A 19,537-nucleotide genomic window follows, 5' to 3' on the forward strand; every position below is an offset into this window, starting at 1 on the left:
CAACCGCGGTGGAGGTCTGGGATGAGTGCAGCGTCCGAAATGGATCCCACGCCGGACGCCGCGGACGAGATCGAGGCGGCATGGCAGCGCGAACGGCCCGGCACGTCGACCGAGTCCATCGGCATCGTGACCCGGGTGTGGCAGCTGGCGAAGCTGTTCGGTGAGGACCGGCGCCGTGTCCTGCTGGACTCCGACGTCGATTCGGCCACGCTGGACCTGCTCAGCGTGCTCCGGCGCAGCTCACCGCCGTACTCGCTGACGACCAGGGAGCTGGCGAGGCTGACCCTGGTCACGGCGGGGGCGATTTCGCAGCGGGTGGCCCGCGCGGAACGCGAGGGGCTGGTCGAGCGGCACACCGAACCTGGCGGCCGCAGCGTGTACGTGACACTGACCCCGGCCGGGCACGCCTTGGTGGAGCAGACGGTCGATCGGGTGCTGGAGCGGGAACTCGAACTGATCTCCGGGCTGAGCGACGAGCAGCGCGCCCAACTCTCCTCACTGCTACGGGTGCTCCTCGGCGAGGTCCAGGGCCGATGCGACGATCACGGTGTTTCGCATGTCGGTGATGTCGGTTCGGCGCTCTGAACCCCGCCGGGTGCGGATCAGAGCATCGGGTGAAATGCCGGACGACCCGCTGCGCCGGTTTCCAGATTAGGCAGGGGGACCGCTTGACGACAGCTACTTTGCTCGCTTTCACCGCCGCGGCCGCGGTCATCGTCATCGTGCCGGGGCCGGATCAGGCGTTGCTGCTCCAGACTAGTGCCGCCGCCGGACGTCCGGCGGTGGTGCGAACCGCCGGCGGCGTCCTGCTCGGAATCGTCCTGTGGGGCGTCGCTTCGGTCGCGGGGCTGGCCGCGCTGCTGGCCAACGGCAGCGTGGCCTTCCGGATCGTGACCGCGATCGGCGCGGCCTGCCTGATCTGGCTCGGGATCACGGCCTTGCGGTCCGCCGTGACGGCGGCCGCGTCCGCGCCGAAACACGAAGATCGCGTGAGCACGGGTTTCTTCCTGCGCGGGCTGCTCATGAATTGCCTGAACCCGAAGATCGGCCTGTTCTATCTGTCGATTCTTCCGCAGTTCCTCCCGGCCTCGGCCGCGTCGGCCCTGGGCGCGGAACTCGTGCTCTTCGCCATCTACGTCACGGTGAGCGCCCTGTGGTTGTTCGGGTTCGCCTTCGCGGCCGGAAGTCTCCACCCGTTCCTGAACCGGCCGCGGGTCAAACGATCGTTGGATTCGGTGGTGGGCGTGATCTTGCTGGGACTCGGAGTCCTGGCCATGGTGAGAATGTGACGGTTCGTCTTGCTGAGCGAAGTGACCTTCAGTGTGCGGGACCGCTATCCGGGGCCAGGTTCTTGACGACCGGGGTTGTGAAACTCCTCCGAGGCGTGATGGCCCTCCTGCGGGAAACGCCATCACGCCTCCGTCGGCCGACCCTCGCTGCGCCGGCCGGCAAACACGCCATCGTCCACCGGACCGTGTCCTGGCTAGCGACGGCGCCTACAAACCCCTGCAGCATCTCGGCATCACCGACTGGGGCACCATCGGCTGCATGACGGACGCCGAACTGACCGACATCGTGACCGCCATACCTGTGAGCACGGCGTCGATCCCGACGCTCGCGTTCTGCCTCGCGCGAAAGGCCACGATGACAAGGCCGCCCGCTCGTCATCTGCCGGCCACCTGTATAGGTCTGCCGATCCGACCGTCGGCTGTGCCCAAGTTCAGGGGCGGCCTCAGGCCTAACGACGGCGATTGCTCGCATCGTTGGCCGGCGCGGGCAACGCGGCTCAAGTCGCCGTGTCAGCCTCCGCGTCGAGGTCCATTCCGTTCGCGCCGAACGAAGGTCGCATGAGGGCACGATCCCGGTGTCGGGTCAGCAACTGGCTGGCGGCGAACGTCCTGTTCAGCATGTATAGCTTGTCAAGAGCACCGTCTGGAGGTCATTGATCTTCTGCCAGCCCGGGTTGTACTCGTTCTCCCATAAGTCGGCTGCCTTGCAGCCTTCAGCGACATAGAAGAAGTCTATGTCGATTCCGTCGTGCCAGCGGCCGCCCTTTTTCGCGCCTGGCGCCACCCAGGCATATTTGTATCCCGATTCGTCGTCGGACCACGCCACGTACACAGGTTGGTGAGTGCCGTTGACCAAGGCGCCGCAGAATAGCTCCCACGTGCAGCCTCCTTTTACGCTCACCTCGCCCGGATCCGGTGCGGCGGTGCTCGCGTATGCGGAACCAGTGCACGCCAGAATCATGATGGTGGTCGTGGCGAGTGCCTTTGCCGGGAATCTCATATCTCCCCCTCGACGATTTGTCGCGCGCTACAGCGCGCGAGGTGTGGATCTGGCGCTGTCTCGACGCTTCTCGCGCGCGGATAGTTGCGGCCGTTACCTGGAAATCGGCCAGTTGCATCGACGTGCGAGATCGGTTCGAGCGTGCGTATGGAACTGACAACTCAGAGCTGCTGCGGTGTACCGTGCCGGTCGGTAGGCCCGACTGGCCCGGCCCGCGATGCAGGCCGGGCCAGTCCTTCAGTGCCGTGTCGACGAGTGTCGGCAGCTGCTGCGGACGAGGCCGGTGTTCGAATGGGCGTGACTGACGCACGTCCCTGGGTGGAACGAGCACCGCCCCCTTCGCCAAGTCGAACGTCAGTATGTCTCACTTGACGTGCGGATCATTCGTCTAGATGAACTCTGCAGATGATCGACAAGGGGATAGTTCCTCCTGACCATTTTGGAAAATACAAGCGCGTCATTCCACTTTCATTGCATTCGGCGGTCGGGTAGAAATCAAAGTATCCCGCACTGCCCGCGGATTGCCACTCATTGATGTGATGAAGTCGGCAGTCCACTCCCGAGCAGGTGCCCGCGCCGTGGAAGCACCGAACCTGCCCCATCTCCTTTTCGTAGAACGCGATGGCGTCCCAGTATTCGCAACCGCCGGGAACGATCATTGGCTGCACCTGGGCCGTGGCCGTCACGGCCGGCTGCTCCTTGGCCACCGCACTGGACGGGCTCGCCACGACGCAGAGGAGCCCCGTGAGCGCGGTCATCATGGCGAGCATTCTGCCGATTCCGGGAACAATCCTCTTGGCTGTGTACCTCACTTCACGCAAACCTCCTTGTATTCACGGATTCCTTGTGGGACGTCAGGCCGTCTCGCATGCTGCTACGCTTTCTGGGCGGCCGAGCGCGCAGCCGGTGTTTGTTTCGCCTCTGCAGTGGTGGCGACAAACGAGGGATGTGCAACCGTGATGGCGCTAACATGCACCGTCCCCATGCTGCGCTCGGGTGTTACCACCAGCGCTGATTGAGCCCATCGTGGCAGGGCCATACCAGTGCTCGGATGCCGCCGTCACCCTCCGCGTCGAGGCAGAGACCGGGGTTCGATTTGGGGCGGAACTCCCAGCCTTCATGCTTCAACTCCCGCCTCCAGAGCTGGTTGTCGGTTCCCCGGCACTCGAAGGCGATGACAGCCGGCCCTGTCGACCTTTCGACGTCAAGGCACAGACCCGGTTTTGCGTATGACTTGATCAAGGAATAGCCATCGGCGACGTGCTGCTCAACCCAGCGTTGGTTGTCTCCGTTGTGGCAGCGAAAATGCAGGACCGCGGGCCCGGTGCTCTCGGCGAGGTCGAGGCAGGTATTCCCTGCCTGCTCGGTCCAGGTGAGCGGGATCGCCCTGGTAGTGCCGGTCAGTGTCACCGCATTGTCGAGTGGTCGCGTGCGCTGCTGGGCTGGCTGGAGGGCGGGAGTGGTCAATGCCTGAACTGTTCCCGTTTGTGCGGGCTTGGCGCCGGCGATGGCTGACGGCGCGGCCATGGCGGTGAGTGCCGCGATGATGATCATTGTTGTTGATCGGAATAGCGTCACGTGTCCTCCCCAGTCGTAGCGCTTTTCGATGTTCGGGCTTCGGTTCTAGCCGGAATCGGGTGTTCGGCGTCAGACGGCTGGACGCCGAACGACAAAGCCAGAACAATGACCGGCGGATTCCTGGGGGTGGGGATGGCTCGTCGAGAGCGCCCGCTGGATGTGGGCGACGATGTTGTGCTGGCGTTCGCCGCTGATCTGCGGCGGTTGCGGGAACGGGCGGGCAGCCCGCCGTATCGGGAACTGAGCCGCCGCGCGCACTATTCGGCCGGGACGCTGTCGGACGCCGCGAACGGCCGGAAACTGCCCAGCCTCGCGGTGACTCTGGCGTATGTCCGGGCCTGCGGTGGGGACCCGGTGGCCTGGCAGGCGCGCTGGCACGAACTCGCCATCCTTCCGCGTCCGGACGACGACGTGGACACGACTGCCGCGTCGGAGGGCGGGCTCGCGCCGTATGCAGGACTGAGCAGCTTGGGCCCGGAGGACGCCGATAGGTTCTGCGGGCGGGATCGGCTGCTCGAACGGCTCGAGCGAACGGTGCGGGATCACCGCCTGGTCGTGGTCGTGGGTGCGTCCGGGGCCGGGAAATCGTCCCTGTTGCGGGCCGGATTGGTTCCCGCCGCCGGGTGCGGTGCCCTGGCCGGTGGCTGCTCGTGGGCGACCCAGGTCTTCACGCCCGGGCCACGGCCGCTGCATGCCTTTACCGCCGTGTTGAACGATTCGGCTGCGGTGCTCGGCGAACAGGGAGGTTGTCGGGTCGACGGTGTCACCGGCCATTCGGATGTCTCTGAATTTCTGCTGGTGGTCGATCAGTTCGAGGAAGTGTTCACCCTCTGCCAGGACGACCGGGAACGAGACCGGTTCGTCGACCGAGTCGTGGCCACCCCGCTGGACTCCGATTCCCGTATCCGGGTCGTGATCGGTGTCCGGGCCGATTTCTATGGGCATTGCGTGCGATATCCAGCCTTGGCGGCCGCGTTGCAGGACGCGCAAGTACTGGTGGGCCCGATGTCCGTCGACGAACTGCGTCAGGTGATCACCGAGCCCGCCGTCAAAGCCGGGTACCGGGTGGAGAACGCGCTGGTGGCACGGCTGGTCGCGGAAGCCACCGGCCAGGCGGGCGCGCTTCCGCTGTTGTCACACGCTCTGCTGGAGACCTGGCGCCGCCGGCACGGCACCACGCTCACGCTGGTCGCCTACGAGTCCACCGGCGGTATCCAGCATGCCCTCGCCCAGACCGCGGAAAGCGTCTATACCGCGCTGACGCCGTCACAGCAAGCCCGGGCCCAGCAGGTGTTCGGGCGCCTGGTCGCGCTCGGCGAAGGCACCGGGGACACCAAGCGCCGCGTGCCCCGGGATGAACTCGACAGCGACGACGACACCGCGGTCGTGCTCGAACGTCTTGCCGCAGCCCGGCTGCTCGTCCTGGACGAGCACGGCATCGAACTCACCCACGAGGCGCTCATCCGATCCTGGCCACGGCTGCGGGACTGGCTCGACGGCGACCGCGACGGACTGAGGCTGCACCGCAGCCTCACCAGCGCCACCGACACTTGGGAGTCCCACGGGCGGGACGACGAGGCGGTGTACCGGGGTGCGCGGCTGGACGCCGCCGAGGACTTCGCCGCCACACATCCGCTTACCGAGCGGGAATCGCGGTTTCTGGCGGCGAGCCGAGCGGTGCGAGACCGGGACCGGGCGACCGCGCGGCGCCGCACCCGCCGTCTCCGGCAACTGGTCGCACTTCTGTCAGTGCTGCTGATCGTGGCCGTCACCGCGATCGGGGCCGCGGTAAGGGGCAGCGCCATCGTCACCGAACAACGCAACGATGCCCTGTCGCGTAACGCCGCTTTCCAGGCCACCGCGCTGCGGACGGCCGATCCACCGTTGGCCGCGCAACTCGGCCTGGCCGCCTACCGCCTCGCGCCGACCACCGAAGCGCGGAGCAGTCTGCTCAGCACATTCGCCACCCCGTACGCCATCAAACTCGACGATTCCTTCGGCAGATTCGAAAACGGCCAGTTCAGTCCTGACGGTCGGCTCGCCGCTGTCGGCGGCGAGCGTGCCGAGGTCAAGGTGTATGACCTCACCGTCCCGCGGCGGCCGACCCGCCTGGCCACTATTCCCGGGCTCGGCGCCTCGGTGGTGGCCGTGGCTTTCAGTCCCGACGGACGCTTGCTCGGCGCGGTCGGCACCGACGGCAGCCTGCGATTGTGGGATTTGGCCGATCCTCGCCGGCCGGTTCCGCTGGCCACCGTGACCGCGCATACGGGTACCGCTTACGGGGTGGCGTTCGCCGCGCAAGGCAGGTTGCTGGCCACGGCGGGAAGCGACCAGCTGGTGCGCCTGTGGGATCTGGCCGACCCCCGCCAGCCGACCGCCCTCGCAACACTGGCCGGGCACACCGACGTGGTCGGGCAGGTCGCTTTCAGCCCGGACGGACGGTGGCTGGCCAGCGCCAGCGAAGACGACACCGCCGGGCTCTGGGACGTCACCGATCCACACCGTCCCCAGCGGCGAGCCGCGCTGACCGCTCACCACGACAACGTCGAATCCGTGGCGTTCAGCCCCGACGGGCGCGTGCTCGCGACCGCTGGCTACGACCACCGGGTAAGACTCTGGAGCCTGGACAACCCGGCCGCGCCCGTCCAACTGGCGGCGCTGACCGGACACGACGACATCGTCACCTCGGTCGCCTTCGCACCCGACGGCCGGACCATCGCCGCCGGCGGCGGCGACCACACCGTCCGGCTCTGGAACATCACCGAACCGCGCTCCCCACAGTCGATGACCGCGCTAACCGGGCACACGGGGGCGATCCGCTCGGTCGCGTTCGGACCCCACGGGCACACCGTGCTCTCCACCAGCGCGGACCAAACAGTGCAGCTGACCGACCAGCCCGGCCCGGTCCTGTCCGGGCACGCCGGGTCGCTCAACGCGATCGCGCTCAGCGCGGACGGCCGAATCGCCGCCGTCGGCGCCGAGAACGGCACCGCTCACGTCTGGGACCTTGCCGATCCGTTTCATCCCATCGCACGGGCCACCCTCACCGGCCACACCGGACCGATCTTGGCGACCGCAATGAAATCCACTCTGCTCGCCACCGGCAGCGTGGACAAAACCGTCCGGCTGTGGACGCTCACTGACCCTGCCCACCCGAGGGCACTGCCCAGGGCAATTCCGCACGGCGGAACGGTCCGGGCCCTCGCCTTCCACCCCCGCGCGGCCATGGTGGCGGTGGCCGGCGACGAGCAGATCGTCCGGTTGTGGGACCTCACCGACCCCGCCCAGCCTCGGCTCCGGGCCGAACTGCCTGGCCTCACCGACGCGATCCCCGCGATCGCCTTCAGCCCGGACGGCCGCACACTGGCAGCCGCCGCCACACATTCCGTGTGGCTGTACGACCTCATCGACCCCCAGCGACCTGCTCGCCTTGTCGAGATCGCCGGGCACACCAATCGGGTCTCGGCGGTCGCCTTCAACCCTGACGGGCACACCCTCGCCACCGCCAGCCTGGACCGCACCGCCCGTCTCTGGAACGTCACCGCCCGGCAAAGCCCCGAACCGCTGGCCACTCTCACCGGTCACACCGACGCGGTCGCCGCTGTCGTTTTCAGCCCGGACGGACGAACTCTTGCCACTGCAGGCCATGACCTCACCGCACGCCTGTGGAACGTGACCGACCTCAGAGCACCAACCAGACCCACCGTCCTCAGCGGCCATGTCGCACGCCTGCACGCCCTGGCCTTTCACCCCGGTGGACACCTCCTGCTCACCGCAGGGCAGGACCACGACGGCCGGATCTGGCACACCGACCCCCAACAAGTAACTGACCGCATCTGCGCAACGGCCCGCGGGGCCATCACCCAGACCGAGTGGGAGCAAAGCTTCCCTGGCATCGACTACCAGCCGCCATGCCGATGACCAGACCGGGCCGGGACGACAAGGGAATCCTCGCGAGACTGTTTTCGACAGGGCGCAAAGGTGTGGCCCAGTCCGGTCGGTCGTTCCATCCTTGGCGGCAGCCGCGATCATCAGCGGCATCAAGCTGCTGATCGGCACTGCGTCGGACGAAGTTGTCCAGAAGACATGGGAGTGCAGGATGAAGAACCGAACACGTTTTAGCTTGGCCTTCGTGGCTCTCGCCACCGCTGTCTTGTATGCGCCGGCCTTGGCCAATGCGGCTACCACAACAGCCCAGGCTTCAGAGGCCCAATCGCCGACGTGCTGGTCGCCGACAAAGAGCTGGTCGATTCCTGACGGCGAGGGCGGCTACGCCGGCCAGGTCGAGTGGCATGACTACGACGGAAGTACGGACAAGGACAACTTCTTCATCCAGGACACGTTCGGCGACGGACGATCCGTATCCCTGCGGGTAAAGAACCATGCCACCGGGAAGGAGTACTACAAGCATGTCTACAGCGGCAATGGCTACTGCATGGGCGTGGGAAACGTTCCTAACGGCGATTACGTTTACTGGTCTGCCTGCAGCTGGGACGACGGCGAGATCACCGAGTGCAGAAGCGGCACGATCACCGAGTAGCGCACCTGCGCGCTCGCGCATCGGCGCCGGCGGGCAGATAGCAGTCTTGCTGGGCAGAATGGTTAATCACGCCGTCGCGCCACTGGGCGTCACGAATCCCTTCTCATATCAGGTTGTAGACCCGCATCCGCGGCACGGCGTCTGTCCACGCGGATGCGGCGAAACCACCAGGCGTGGTCGCGTCCTGGCTCAGGACCAGTCACGTTGCCTGCGACGCCACCGCGAACCCGGCGTTCTTCGGCGGCTCGCACCGGATCTTTTACGTCGAGCTGTGGACAGAAGCCCTGCGGACATGTTGGGCTGAGACCCGGCCGGTCTTTGAGCGGTCGGAGATTTTCCGCCCTGCGACGTCGAGGAGCAGCGCCCTGAGCCTGTCGGAGTACCTCCGGGAGAACTGGATCGACGTCGTGAACGACGCGATCCTGCACGTGGATCTCACTCTGGCGGCGATGGCGCTGGCCGTGCTGGTCGGCATGGCGATCGGCCTGCTCACCTACCGGCGGCGGTGGCTCGGCGCGATGGCGACCACGACGACGGCGGCGTTCCTGACCGTGCCGTCGATCGCGTTGCTGGGCATCCTGATCGGCCCGTTCGGGCTGGGACTGACGAATGTCCTGTGCGCGCTGGTGCTCTACGCGCTTTTGCCGATCACGCGCAACACGATCGTCGGGCTGCGTGGCGTCGATCCGGCCGTGGTGGACGCGGCGCGGGGGATGGGGTTCGGCCGCGTGCGGCTGCTGTTTCGCGTGCGGCTGCCCCTCGCCTGGCCGGTGATCCTTTCCGGCATCCGGGTCTCGACGCAGATCACGATCGGTATCGCGGCCATCGGCGCGTATGTCAAGGGCCCCGGCCTCGGGAACCAGATCTTCGACGGGCTCGGCCGGTTCGGCTCGGTCAACTCCCTGAACCAGGTGCTCACCGGAACGCTCGGGATCATGGTGCTGGCGCTGCTGTTCGACCTGGCCTTCGTGGTGGTCGGCAAGCTGAGCACACGACGACGTCCCCGTGCCGGCCGAGCGGTGGCTCCGGCGACGACCGGGGGAGCGACCGGAACGGGCGGCGAGACGATCGAGCTCCGGGGCGTCGGCAAGCACTACCCCGGACGAGCGGTACCGGCGGTCGAAAACCTGACGATGCGCATTCCCGCGGGCGAGATCGTCGTGCTGACCGGTCCGTCGGGATGCGGGAAGACGACGACCATGCGGATGATCAACCGGCTCGTCGAGCCCACCTCGGGCACCGTCACGATCGGCGGCACCGACGTCTCGGCGCTCGATCTCGACGAACACCGGCGCAACACCGGCTACGTCATCCAGCAGATCGGGCTCTTCCCGCACCTGCGTGTGGCCGCCAACATCGGCGTGGTGCCGCGGCTGCTCGGCTGGACCCGGCGACGCGTCGCCGACCGTGTGCGCGAGCTGCTCGACGTCGTGGGCCTGACCCGCGAGCACGGAATCCGTTACCCGCGTGAGCTTTCCGGCGGTCAGCAGCAGCGCGTCGGGGTGGCGAGGGCGATGGCCGCGGACCCACCGGTCATGCTGATGGACGAGCCGTTCGGCTCCACCGACCCGATCACCCGCGCCCGGTTGCAGGACGAATTCCTTCGCCTGCAACGGGAAGTGCGCAAGACGATCGTGTTCGTCACGCACGACTTCGACGAGGCGCTGAAGGTCGGCGACCGGATCGCCGTGCTGCGGCCGCGATCGGTGATCGCGCAGTACGACACGCCCCAGGCGATCCTCGCCGCGCCGGCGGACGATTACGTCGCGAGCTTCATCGGCCCGAAGCGGAACCTGAAGCGGCTCGCACTGATCCGGGTGGGTGACCTGGACCTCCGGCAGGAAGAAGGTCCGGACGGCCGTCCCGCCGTCCGGCCCGACGCCACCCTGCGGGACGTGCTGGACGTGATGGTGCGGACCGGCAGCACCACGGTCGTGGTCACCCAGGACAGCGCCGCGCGGCCGCTGGGGGTGTGCGACGTGGCCGGCCTGGTCGAGGCCCTCCGGCCCACCGACAAGGCACCCGCGATTCCTGATGTGGCGGAGGCGCCTCGGGCGGACACCACGGTGCCCGCGCGGCCCGGCCGGCGTCGGCTCGGGCTGCTGATACGCCCGGTTCTGTTGACGCTCGGGTTGCTGGCGCTCTTCCTGATCGTGCGCGCGCAACCGCTCGACTCGATCGAACAGCGTTTCCTCAACGCCGGCGAGATCTTCACCGAACTGGGCGTGCATCTGCGGCTCACGGGGATCTCGACGGCGTGCACCATCGCGATCGCCCTCCCGCTCGGCATCCTGCTCACTCGCGCCGGTGCCCGCTGGGCCCGGCCCATCGGGTTGGGGCTGGGCAACCTCGGCCAGGCGATCCCGTCGATCGGGCTCGTCGTGCTGCTCGCGCTCTGGATGGGCACGGGCACCGCGACCGCGGTGACGGCGCTCGTCGTCTACGCGACGTTGCCGGTGCTGCGCAACACGATCGTCGGACTCGACGGCGTCGACCCGAGTGTCGTCGACGCCGCGCGAGGCATGGGCATGGGCAAGACGGCCATCCTGTGGCGGATCGAACTGCCGCTTGCCGTCCCGGTGATTCTCGCCGGGATCCGGACCGCGCTGGTGCTCACCGTCGCGAGCGCGACGCTGGCGACGTTCATCGACGGCGGTGGCCTCGGCGGCGGGCTCGTCGCCGGGATCGGACTGGACCGGCCGATCCTCAGCCTGACCTTCGGCATCATCGTCGCCGCACTGGCGCTCTTCATCGACTGGCTGGGGCTGGTCGCCGAGGAGATCCTGCACCCGCGCGGAATGTAGCCCGACCGACTTCAAGGAGGACCAACCCATGCGGATGCTCCAGCGCACGACCGCCGCGGTGCTCGCGCTCGTCATGGCAGCGGCGCTCTCGGTCGGCTGCACGATCGGCAAGGACGAAACCGGCGCCCAGGTGGGGGCGGGCTCGATCAAGAAGATCGACGCGCTGAACGGCGCCCGCATCCGGGTCAGCTCCAAGGAGTTCGACGAACAGCTGCTGCTCGGCCAGATCGCCCTCGTCGCATTGCAGGCGGCCGGGGCGAGTCCGGAGGACAAGACCAACATCACCGGTTCGAGCAACGTCCGCCAGGCGCTCACCGGCGGCGCGGTCGACCTGTACTGGGAGTACACCGGCACCGCCTGGATCAGCTACCTCAACCAGACCAAGCCGATCAGCGACCCACAGGCGCAGTACGACGCGGTCAAACAGGCCGACGTCGCCAACGGGGTCACCTGGTGGGCGCGCTCGCCGGCCAACGACACCTACGCCCTCGCCGGAAACCCGGAGACAGTGGCCCGGACCGGCGTGAAGACGCTGTCCGACTACGCGGCCCTGGTGAAGCGGGACCCGGCCGCGGCCTCGACCTGTATGGGCCCCGAGTTCAAGAGCCGGGACGACGGGTTCCCCGGCCTGGCGAAGGCCTACGGGTTCACCCTGCCCGACCCGCAGGTGCACCTGCTCAACGACGCCGTCGTCTACCCGAGCGTCGGCAAGGGGGAACCGTGCGGCTTCGGTTCCGTGGCCTCCACCGACGGGCGTGTGGCCGGGCAGCGGCTCACCGTGCTCGAGGACGACAAGCATTTCTTCCCGACGTACAACCCCGCGATCGCGATCGCCACTCCGCTCGCCCGGAAATACCCGCAGCTGGAGCAGGTCTTCACGCCGATCGCCGCGAAACTCGACACCGCGACCCTCACGGACCTGAACAAGAAGGTCAGCGTCGACGGCCAGAAGCCCGCCACGGTCGCCCGCGACTGGCTCAAGTCGGCGGGCTTCATCAGCTGAAGCGTCCGCGCGACGACGGATTCCTGGCGAATGTCGCGCTGGTGAACGCCCCGGTGTTGAAGGCGAAACAGGCGGCTGGTCCGGTCGTTTCCTTTCTGGCGGTCAATGGTCGAGCCGGCGGAGCAGGCCGGCGCGGTGGGCGATGGCGGCGGCCTCCGTGCGGCGGCCGGCACCGAGTTTGGCCAGGATCCGGGAGACGTGTACGCCCGCTGTGCTGGCGGAGATGAACAGTGACGCGGCGATCTGGCTGTTGGTCAGTCCATCGGCCAGCAGGCGGAGCACGTCCAGTTCCCGGGCGGTCAGGCCGAACGGATCCGCGGGCGGTGGCGTGGGTGCGGGTTCGGGCGAGGCGAGATCGACGCGGCCGCGGGCCGCGAGCAGGTCGATCTCGCGACGGAGGTGCCCGGCGCCGAGGTCGTCGGCGAGGGCCGCGGCTTCCCGCAGCGGGACCTGCGCGGCGGCGCGGTCGCCCGCTGACAGCGCCGACTCGGCCATGCCGAACAGCGCCTGGGCGAGTTCGTAGGGCTGGGACCGGCCACGCCACGCCGCCACCGCGGCGGCCCACAGCCGCGAATCGTTCTGCGCGATCTCGGCATGGAACGCGGCCAGGTGCGCCGACGGCACCGGGCGGTCAGCGGTCACCCGCGCCGCCAGCTCCTGGAGCTGTTCGGTGCGCCGCTCGACCAGTTCGCGCCGCTGCCGGTCGGGGCCTGCCGCGTCGAGCAGAGCCCGCCGCACCCGGGTGCCCGCGCGCAGGAGCGTCCACGGGTCGCCGAGAGGGCCGAGCAGACCCGGGTCGTCCAGGGCGTCGGCCAGGAGCCGGTCAGCCGCTTCGAGCTCACGCCGGGCGACCGCGAGCCGGCACCGGAACGCGGCGGCGAACACTGGCGTCCCCTGCCCGGTCGGATCGGCCGCGACCTCCGCCGCCGCGTTCAGGTCGCCCTGGGCCAGCAGCATTTCGCCCAACAGCGTGGTCAGCACCGCGGTCGTCATGGCCGGCGGTTCGTCGGTCAACGCGTCTTCGACGACCTCTCGTGCCTGCGACCACTGGCCGAGCAGCCAGAGCGCCTGGGCCAGGACGCCGGTGAGGGCTGCGCCTCGCGACCGGGCCTGTCCCACACGATGGGCCGTCGCCCGCCCCTTCGCCGCGACGACGGCGGCCGAGCCGTAGTCGCCGGCGCCCATGAGCAGGTACGCCTGTCCGAGCAGGGCGGTGAGCGCGTTGTAGTGGTCGGAGGTGACCTCCGCGATCGTGGCGGCTTCCCGGAACAGGGCGAGCGCTCGATCCTCCTCACCTGTCACCGCCGCGACCCTGGCGGACGCGATCAGCGCGGTGGCCTGGACGACGGGCAGCCCGTGAGCGCGGCCGATGTCCAGTGCCTCCTGCGCGTAGCGCCCGCCCTCATCGGGGTCACGCAGCCCCACGGTGACCGCGAGCATGGCCAGCGTCTGGCCACGCAGCTCGGGCGGCGCGTCAGCGGGCATGGTGGCCAGGGCGGCGCGGAGGTCCGCGTCACCGTCCCGGCCGGCGCGGCGGTTGAGCAGACCGCGGGTGGCCAGTACGCGGGCGGGCCGCTGCGGGTCGGTCGCGGGGTCGGCTTCGTCCAACGCCCTGCTCGCCAACGTGACGCCCCGTTCGAAGTCCCCGGTGTTGACGCACGCCCTCGCGGCGTGGTCCAGCACGATGGCCCGGGACACACCCAGGCGGGCGGCGGGGTCGGGAACCGTGTCCCAGCGGTCGAGAACCCGGTCGAGCAGCCGGAGCTGCTGTTCGTAGGCGTAGGCGCGGCCGGCGTCGGCCGCCGCACGCCAGGACGCTTCCAGAGTCCGCGCGTGATCGCCCGCGGCGTTCCAGTGCGCGGCCAGCTCGACGGCGCCCCGCCCCTCGGGCACCAGCGCCGGATTGTCGTGGATCGCTTGGGCGCAGCGGACGTGCAGCCTGCGTCGCTCGCCGGGCAGCAGGTCGCCGTACACGACGTCGCGGAGCAACGCGTGCTGGAAGGCGTATCCGTCCTCGCGCACGACCAGCAGCCGCCGGTCGACGAGCTCACGCAGCGCCGGTTCCAGCTCCTCGTCAGGCAGCCGGCAGGCCAGCGCGAGCAGTTCGTGTCCGACCTCGTGACCCACGACCGCCGCCGCGCGCAGCACCGACCGTCCGGTCTCGGACAGCCGCGCGGTCGCCGCGGCGAGCAGGTCCCGCAGTGAGGACGGGGTGATGTTCGCCGGGTCGGCGGCCAGCGCCTCCACGAACAGCGGGTTGCCGTCGCTGCGCTCGTGCACGCGTGCCACCAGCGCGCGGTCAGGCTCGTGACCGAGCAGCCCGGCCAACTGCGTGCCGACCTGCGACCGGTCCAGCGGGCCCAGCTCGAACTGCAGGCCCCGTGGCCTGCGGGCGATGTCGAGTACCAGCGGACGCAAGTCGGCCCCGCCGACCTCGCCCGACCGGTAGGTGCCCACCAGCACCAGCCCCGGCTGTTCCAGGTTGCGCACCAGGTACGCGAGCAGGTCCCGGGTGCCGGAATCGGCCCAGTGCAGGTCTTCGAGCACGACCACCAGCGCGTGCCGTGCCGCGGCGCCTTCCAACAGCGTCAGCACCTCGTCGAACAGCCTCGACCTGCCCTGCGCCGGATCCTGGTCGGCCGGAGGCTCGCCCAGTTCGGGCAACCAGCGCGCCAGGCTCAGCCCGCCGGCGGGCAGCAGGTCCCGGATCGCGTCGCCGCCGAGTTCGCGGCGCAGCCGCCGCACCACCGCGGTGAACGGCGCGAACGACAGGCTGTCCGCGCCGAGTTCGAGGCACTCGCCGCGCACCGTCCGGGCGACGGGATCGAGCCGGTCGGTGAACTCGGCGACCAGCCGGGATTTCCCGATGCCCGCCTCGCCCGCCACGATCGCGACGGCCGCCCCCTCTGCGACAGCAACCTCGTAAACCTCGCCCAACGCGGCCAGTTCGGCGTCGCGTCCGACGAGGGCCGACCCGCCCCCATGCACGTTCACTGACGCCATGATGCCACCACCCTGGGCGACCTAAAGAGGTGGCGGCGGGCGCGTAAAGAGTCCGGCCGGCCGATGAGGACAGTTCTCCTGATGTGGCCGAGGGGGTGCTTGAACGAGATTTGTCGGCATGGGAACCAAGGGAATGAGCCTCGTCCTCGCAGCCGCCGGCGTCGCCGGGGCCCTCATCACACCATCCGCCGCCGCGGCCCCCGCCGGCCGATGGACCGGCACCTGGACCACCTCGATGCAGCGCCCCATGGGCGCGACCTGGCAGGGCGCGAACTGGTCGCTCGACGGGTTCGCCGGCGAGTCGGTCCGCCAAGTAGTACGGATCAGCCGGGGTGGTACGCAGTTGCGTATCCGGTTGTCCAACCGCTACGGAACGTCGCCGCTGCGTCTGGCGGGCGCCACGGTCGCCAAGGCTGGCGACGGCGCGTCGATCCAGGCGAGCACAGTTCGTCCGCTGCGGTTCGACCGCTCGCAGTCCACAGTGGTCCCGGTCGGCTCGGAGGCGGTCAGCGACGCGACGCTGCTGCCCACGTCCGCGCTGGACCGGTTGGCGGTCACGCTGTATTTCGCCGCGCCGACCGGACCGGCGACCTTTCACGAGGCGGCGACCGCGACGACGTACCGCGCGAAGGGCGACCACCGGTTCGACGCCACCGGAAGGGCGTACACCGCCGAGAGCCACTCCTGGTACTACCTGTCCGGTGTGGACATCGCAGGCGGTCCGGCCCGGTCCGCGGTCGTCACGTTCGGCGACTCGATCACCGACGGCGTCAGCGCCACCAAGAACGCCGACAACCGCTATCCCGACCAGTTGGCCGAACGGCTGGTCGCGTCCCGTAAGCCGCTGGCGGTGCTCAACGCGGGCATCGCGGGCAACCGGGTGCTCGACGATTCCGACTGCTGCGGCGACAGCGCGCTGTCGCGGTTCCGCCGCGACGCCCTCGACCAGCCGGGCGTGCGCAGCGTCGTGGTCACCCAGGCGCTCAACGACATCGGTTTCGACCCGGAGGTCACCAGCGCCGAGCTGATCCAGGCGCACCGGAAGCTGATCCGGGCCGCCCACGACCGCGGCGTCAGGATCATCGGCGGCACCGTCACCCCGATGAAGGGCTCGATGCTGGACAGCCCGCGCGGCGAACAGATCCGCGGCGAGGTCAACCGCTGGATCCGTACGGGTGGCGAATACGACGCGGTGGTGGACTTCGCCGCCGTCCTGGCCGACCCCGCCGACCCGGCCGCACTGCGCGCCGAGTTCGACGCCGGCGACCGGCTGCACCCCAACGACGCCGGCCTGCAGGCGATGGCCGACGCCATCGACCTCTCCAGCCTCTGACCCAAGCCCCCACCGATCCCTGTCACCAGAAGGAGAACCATCATGATCCTCGTCACCGCCGCCACCGCCCCCCGTAGGCCGTGAGATCGTCGGTCAGCTCACCGCCGCCGGCCACCCGGTACGTGCCCTGACCCACGACCCGGAGAACACCGGCCTCCCGGCCACCACCGACGTCGTCGCCGGCGACCTGGCCGACCCCGAGTCCCTGGCGATCGCGATGCGCGGCGTGTCAACGGTGTTCCTGCTGGCCGTCGTACCCGGCTTCGCACCGGCGTTCCTGGCCGCCGCTAAGGAAGCCGGCGTGCGGCGCATCGTCTTCCAGTCCTCGGGCTCGGTGGACGACACCGCGGCCGAGCAGCCCCACCCCGTCGCCGCCTTCCACCACGACATCGAGCAGCAGCTCCGCGACTCCGGCCTGGAGTGGACGATGCTGCGCCTCGAACTGTCCGCCGCCAACCCCATCCAGTGGGCGTTCGACGTGCCGGGACAGGTACGGGCAGGCGACGTCGTCCGAGGCCCGTACGCCCAGGCCGCCGGCGCACCGATCCACCCCGCCGACTTCGCGGCCATCGCCGTGGCCGCCCTCACCGACGACGCCCACGCCGGTCGGACCTACCCGGTCACCGGCCCGCAGTCCCTGACCCACGCGGAGCAGATCGCGCTCCTGGCCGAAGCGCTCGACCGGCCGCTCCGGTACGAGGAACTGCCCGTGGAGCAAGCCCGAACGGCCATGGGCCCGCACGCGCCCGCCGACGTCCTGCTCGACGACTGGGCCCGTCACCTCGACCGCCCGGCACCGATCACCGACATCATCGAAAGGATCACCGGCCGGCCGGGCCGCACCTATGCCCAGTGGGCCGAGGACTACCGCGGCGACTTCCTGAATTAGCAGGCCGGGGACTGGCACGGGGCGATTGACGTTCTGTTTCCAGTCCCCGCCACCTCGAACCGGTCCCAGGGAACCCGGGACCGGCCTCTGACCTGCGACTTGCGTACGAAAGTCGCTCGCGGTCGCTGTCAGACGGTAACCGGACATCATCTCAATGTGAGTCACGGTGACGATACGTACCCCCCTGATCGAGGCCTCTCTGGGGACGTATACTCTTCTCACATCAGCAAGTCCGAGTGGCGGAATGGCAGACGCGCTAGCTTGAGGTGCTAGTGTCCTTAACGGACGTGGGGGTTCAAGTCCCCCCTCGGACACCCGCATTATTCACACGCAAAGAGGTCGTCGCGTAGACGGCCTCTTTTTCGTTGTCGTACCGCAGGTCAAGCCTCAGATCCCGGTAGAGCCTTGCCAGCTTGCCCGGTTCGCTGTCGGCGAGCGCTGCCCCGATGTCGCCAAGCGAGTCGATCATCGCGTAGACCTCAGCGTCGGTGATTCCCGCAGGCTCGCCCGCGGCAGCTAACGCTCCCTGCGCGGCCGCTCGGTCCGCTTGGGCCTCGTTGATGCTCTCGACCAGCGCTGTCGGGTCGACGCCAGCGGCGATGGCGTCTTGGAAGCGCCTGAGCTTGGCTTCCGCCTCCTCCAGTTGTTTGCTTGCAACTCCATCACCCTCGGCTCGGACCGCTGGCTGAGCGCCCACGAGCTGCCTGACGGTCTGCTCAACGTTCTGCCGGTCGAACAACCCGCCGATCCAGCCGTTCACCGCGTCCCGCAGCGGCTCCTCCCGGAGATAGATCGTGGGCGGATGCGTGAGCAAGGCCGGTGCACCCGGTGCCAGAGTCCGAGCCGGGCATCGGTAGTACATGCCGTACTTGCGCGGACTGCCTTCCATCTTCCGTTCGCACGCGGCACACCGAATGAGACCTCGGAACAAGTACACGTGCTTCACCGGGCGGCCAGCACGTTCGGCCTTGCGAGCTGTCCGGAGGCCGCCGGCCGCTTTAGCGCGCCGGATCAACTGCGCCTGCGTGAAGTCCTCGACCGAGACGATCTCCGGGTGAGCGGGCTTACGGGACCGCACCACCCGATCCGGCTTGGCTCGCCGGAACCGCACGACGTTGCCGGCAGCAACGTCATCAGGGTCGAACAGCATCTCCTGCCGAGCCGACCGCCCAAAAACCGCATAGCCCGTATAGCGCGGGTTCTCCAGGATCGATCGCGTTGTGCTGCCCTGCCAGCCATCGGCAAGCCGATGCCGATTCTGCTCCGGCCGCCGAGCCGAAGGACACGGGATCCCATCGCGGTTGAGCCCGTTCGCGATCGCTCGATCACCCTGCCCATCCAGGTACTCTGCAAAGATCCGGCGCACGACTTCGGCGGCTGGCTCATCGATTGCGAGCACCCGCAGACGGAACCCTTCCGCAGCCTTCCTCGGGTTCGGATGTGGCCCGCCATCTACGACCACGTACCCGTACGGTGCACGGCCTCCCTGGTGACGTCCCTCGTTCACCACTTGCGCGTCCATCGCCGCCCGGACGCGCGCCTGAACGTGCTGCCGCTCCGACTCACTCATGCCGCCGAGCACGCTCATCAGCATCTTGTGCGACGGATTCCGGGGATCGAACTTCCCGCCCAGCTCTGGCACCCATAAGTCCACGCCGTACGCGGCGAACCGCGGAGCAATGAGCGAGAACTGGTTGCCGAACCAGCATCGGGTGCCCTCGCCGACGACCAGAGCGTTCCACGTCCGGCGAGGATTCTTCAGCTCGGCCAGCAGACGCGACGCTTCGGTCCTCCGCTCCCACGGCACTGACCGCGACTGGCCCACGTCGAAATACTCGGCCACGATCCGGCCACCCAGCGGCTCGACGAACTTGCGCGCGTTGCCGATCTGCCAGCCTCGCGAGGTCTCCGGGTCCTGGTTGTCTTCAGTCGAGCAGCGACCGTAGACCGCCAGGGCGCCGATCCCGTCGTCCACGGGCTCGGCTACCTCAAGGCCGAGGATCTCGTCCAATTTCGACCATGGGTCGCTGATTTCAGCGGTCATCGGTCGCCTCCCTCCCCAGTCCATCGAGGACCGGCACCTCAGTCAGATCGATGA

Annotated in this window: 13 protein-coding genes and 1 tRNA gene; 9 read left to right on the plus strand and 5 right to left on the minus strand. The window is 68.7% G+C overall.

Going from position 1 to position 19,537, the window contains the following annotated elements:
• The first annotated feature begins 21 nt into the window (after positions 1-21).
• Both AORI_RS57575 and AORI_RS57580 read left to right on the plus strand, forming a co-directional pair.
• The gene (locus AORI_RS57575) at positions 22-585 is read left to right on the plus strand and encodes a MarR family winged helix-turn-helix transcriptional regulator (protein ID WP_043848074.1); all 564 of its coding nucleotides are present in this window, start codon (positions 22-24) and stop codon (positions 583-585) included.
• A gap of 83 nt (positions 586-668) precedes the next feature.
• The gene (locus tag AORI_RS57580) at positions 669-1,289 is read left to right on the plus strand and encodes a LysE family translocator (protein WP_228688365.1); all 621 of its coding nucleotides are present in this window, start codon (positions 669-671) and stop codon (positions 1,287-1,289) included.
• A gap of 613 nt (positions 1,290-1,902) precedes the next feature.
• Here AORI_RS57580 and AORI_RS57585 read toward each other — a convergent pair.
• From AORI_RS57585 to AORI_RS57595, 3 genes are all read right to left on the minus strand, one after another.
• Complete coding sequence (locus AORI_RS57585) at positions 1,903-2,289, minus strand: hypothetical protein (protein WP_016333675.1); 387 nt, start codon at positions 2,287-2,289, stop codon at positions 1,903-1,905.
• A gap of 380 nt (positions 2,290-2,669) precedes the next feature.
• Positions 2,670-3,050 carry a hypothetical protein gene (locus AORI_RS57590; protein WP_123798399.1) on the minus strand — a complete coding sequence of 127 codons (381 nt, stop codon included), beginning with the start codon at positions 3,048-3,050 and terminating at the stop codon, positions 2,670-2,672.
• A gap of 238 nt (positions 3,051-3,288) precedes the next feature.
• Complete coding sequence (locus AORI_RS57595; protein WP_016333677.1) at positions 3,289-3,843, minus strand: RICIN domain-containing protein; 555 nt, start codon at positions 3,841-3,843, stop codon at positions 3,289-3,291.
• Between the two features lie 156 nt (positions 3,844-3,999).
• Between AORI_RS57595 and AORI_RS57600 the strand changes: the two genes are divergently transcribed.
• The 4 genes from AORI_RS57600 to AORI_RS57615 all read left to right on the plus strand — a co-directional run bounded on the left by AORI_RS57600 (position 4,000) and on the right by AORI_RS57615 (position 12,214).
• Positions 4,000-7,788 (plus strand): nSTAND1 domain-containing NTPase, encoded by a 3,789-nt coding sequence (locus AORI_RS57600; RefSeq protein WP_123798401.1) that lies wholly within the window; start codon positions 4,000-4,002, stop codon positions 7,786-7,788.
• 91 nt (positions 7,789-7,879) lie between these two features.
• Complete coding sequence (locus tag AORI_RS57605; RefSeq protein ID WP_016333679.1) at positions 7,880-8,407, plus strand: hypothetical protein; 528 nt, start codon at positions 7,880-7,882, stop codon at positions 8,405-8,407.
• A 407-nt stretch (positions 8,408-8,814) separates the two neighbouring features.
• The gene (locus AORI_RS84760) at positions 8,815-11,211 is read left to right on the plus strand and encodes an ABC transporter permease subunit (RefSeq protein ID WP_046199953.1); all 2,397 of its coding nucleotides are present in this window, start codon (positions 8,815-8,817) and stop codon (positions 11,209-11,211) included.
• A 28-nt stretch (positions 11,212-11,239) separates the two neighbouring features.
• Positions 11,240-12,214: a glycine betaine ABC transporter substrate-binding protein gene (locus AORI_RS57615; RefSeq protein WP_016333681.1), complete on the plus strand. Its 975-nt coding sequence runs from the start codon at positions 11,240-11,242 to the stop codon at positions 12,212-12,214.
• A 102-nt stretch (positions 12,215-12,316) separates the two neighbouring features.
• Here AORI_RS57615 and AORI_RS57620 read toward each other — a convergent pair whose 3' ends face one another.
• Positions 12,317-15,217: a helix-turn-helix transcriptional regulator gene (locus AORI_RS57620; RefSeq protein ID WP_016333682.1), complete on the minus strand. Its 2,901-nt coding sequence runs from the start codon at positions 15,215-15,217 to the stop codon at positions 12,317-12,319.
• Between the two features lie 118 nt (positions 15,218-15,335).
• On the opposite strand from AORI_RS57620, the gene AORI_RS57625 reads away from it, so the two are divergent.
• The 3 genes from AORI_RS57625 (at position 15,336) to AORI_RS57635 (ending at position 17,753) form a co-directional block, all read left to right on the plus strand.
• Complete coding sequence (locus AORI_RS57625; RefSeq protein ID WP_016333683.1) at positions 15,336-16,550, plus strand: SGNH/GDSL hydrolase family protein; 1,215 nt, start codon at positions 15,336-15,338, stop codon at positions 16,548-16,550.
• 127 nt (positions 16,551-16,677) lie between these two features.
• Complete coding sequence (locus AORI_RS82190) at positions 16,678-17,439, plus strand: NAD(P)H-binding protein (protein WP_267283984.1); 762 nt, start codon at positions 16,678-16,680, stop codon at positions 17,437-17,439.
• Between the two features lie 230 nt (positions 17,440-17,669).
• A tRNA-Leu gene (locus AORI_RS57635) sits at positions 17,670-17,753 on the plus strand.
• Here the strand turns inward: AORI_RS57635 and AORI_RS82875 are convergent.
• Complete coding sequence (locus AORI_RS82875; protein WP_081809668.1) at positions 17,735-19,483, minus strand: recombinase family protein; 1,749 nt, start codon at positions 19,481-19,483, stop codon at positions 17,735-17,737. The two genes, AORI_RS57635 and AORI_RS82875, sit on opposite strands and share 19 nt — an antisense overlap.
• Between the last annotated feature and the right edge of the window lie 54 nt (positions 19,484-19,537).

The sequence above is a fragment of the Amycolatopsis keratiniphila genome, assembly GCF_000400635.2.
In the GTDB taxonomy this organism is placed as follows: domain Bacteria; phylum Actinomycetota; class Actinomycetes; order Mycobacteriales; family Pseudonocardiaceae; genus Amycolatopsis; species Amycolatopsis keratiniphila.

Bases quoted from the DNA above. Each gene is read 5' to 3' on its own strand.
- AORI_RS57575 (WP_043848074.1), top strand. From the start codon at position 22: ATGAGTGCAGCGTCCGAAATGGATCCCACGCCGGACGCCGCGGACGAG.
- AORI_RS57585 (WP_016333675.1), bottom strand. From the start codon at position 2,289: ATGAGATTCCCGGCAAAGGCACTCGCCACGACCACCATCATGATTCTG.
- AORI_RS57590 (WP_123798399.1), bottom strand. From the start codon at position 3,050: ATGATGACCGCGCTCACGGGGCTCCTCTGCGTCGTGGCGAGCCCGTCC.
- AORI_RS57595 (WP_016333677.1), bottom strand. From the start codon at position 3,843: ATGATCATCATCGCGGCACTCACCGCCATGGCCGCGCCGTCAGCCATC.
- AORI_RS57600 (WP_123798401.1), top strand. From the start codon at position 4,000: ATGGCTCGTCGAGAGCGCCCGCTGGATGTGGGCGACGATGTTGTGCTG.
- AORI_RS57615 (WP_016333681.1), top strand. From the start codon at position 11,240: ATGCGGATGCTCCAGCGCACGACCGCCGCGGTGCTCGCGCTCGTCATG.
- AORI_RS57620 (WP_016333682.1), bottom strand. From the start codon at position 15,217: ATGGCGTCAGTGAACGTGCATGGGGGCGGGTCGGCCCTCGTCGGACGC.
- AORI_RS57625 (WP_016333683.1), top strand. From the start codon at position 15,336: ATGGGAACCAAGGGAATGAGCCTCGTCCTCGCAGCCGCCGGCGTCGCC.
- AORI_RS82875 (WP_081809668.1), bottom strand. From the start codon at position 19,483: ATGACCGCTGAAATCAGCGACCCATGGTCGAAATTGGACGAGATCCTC.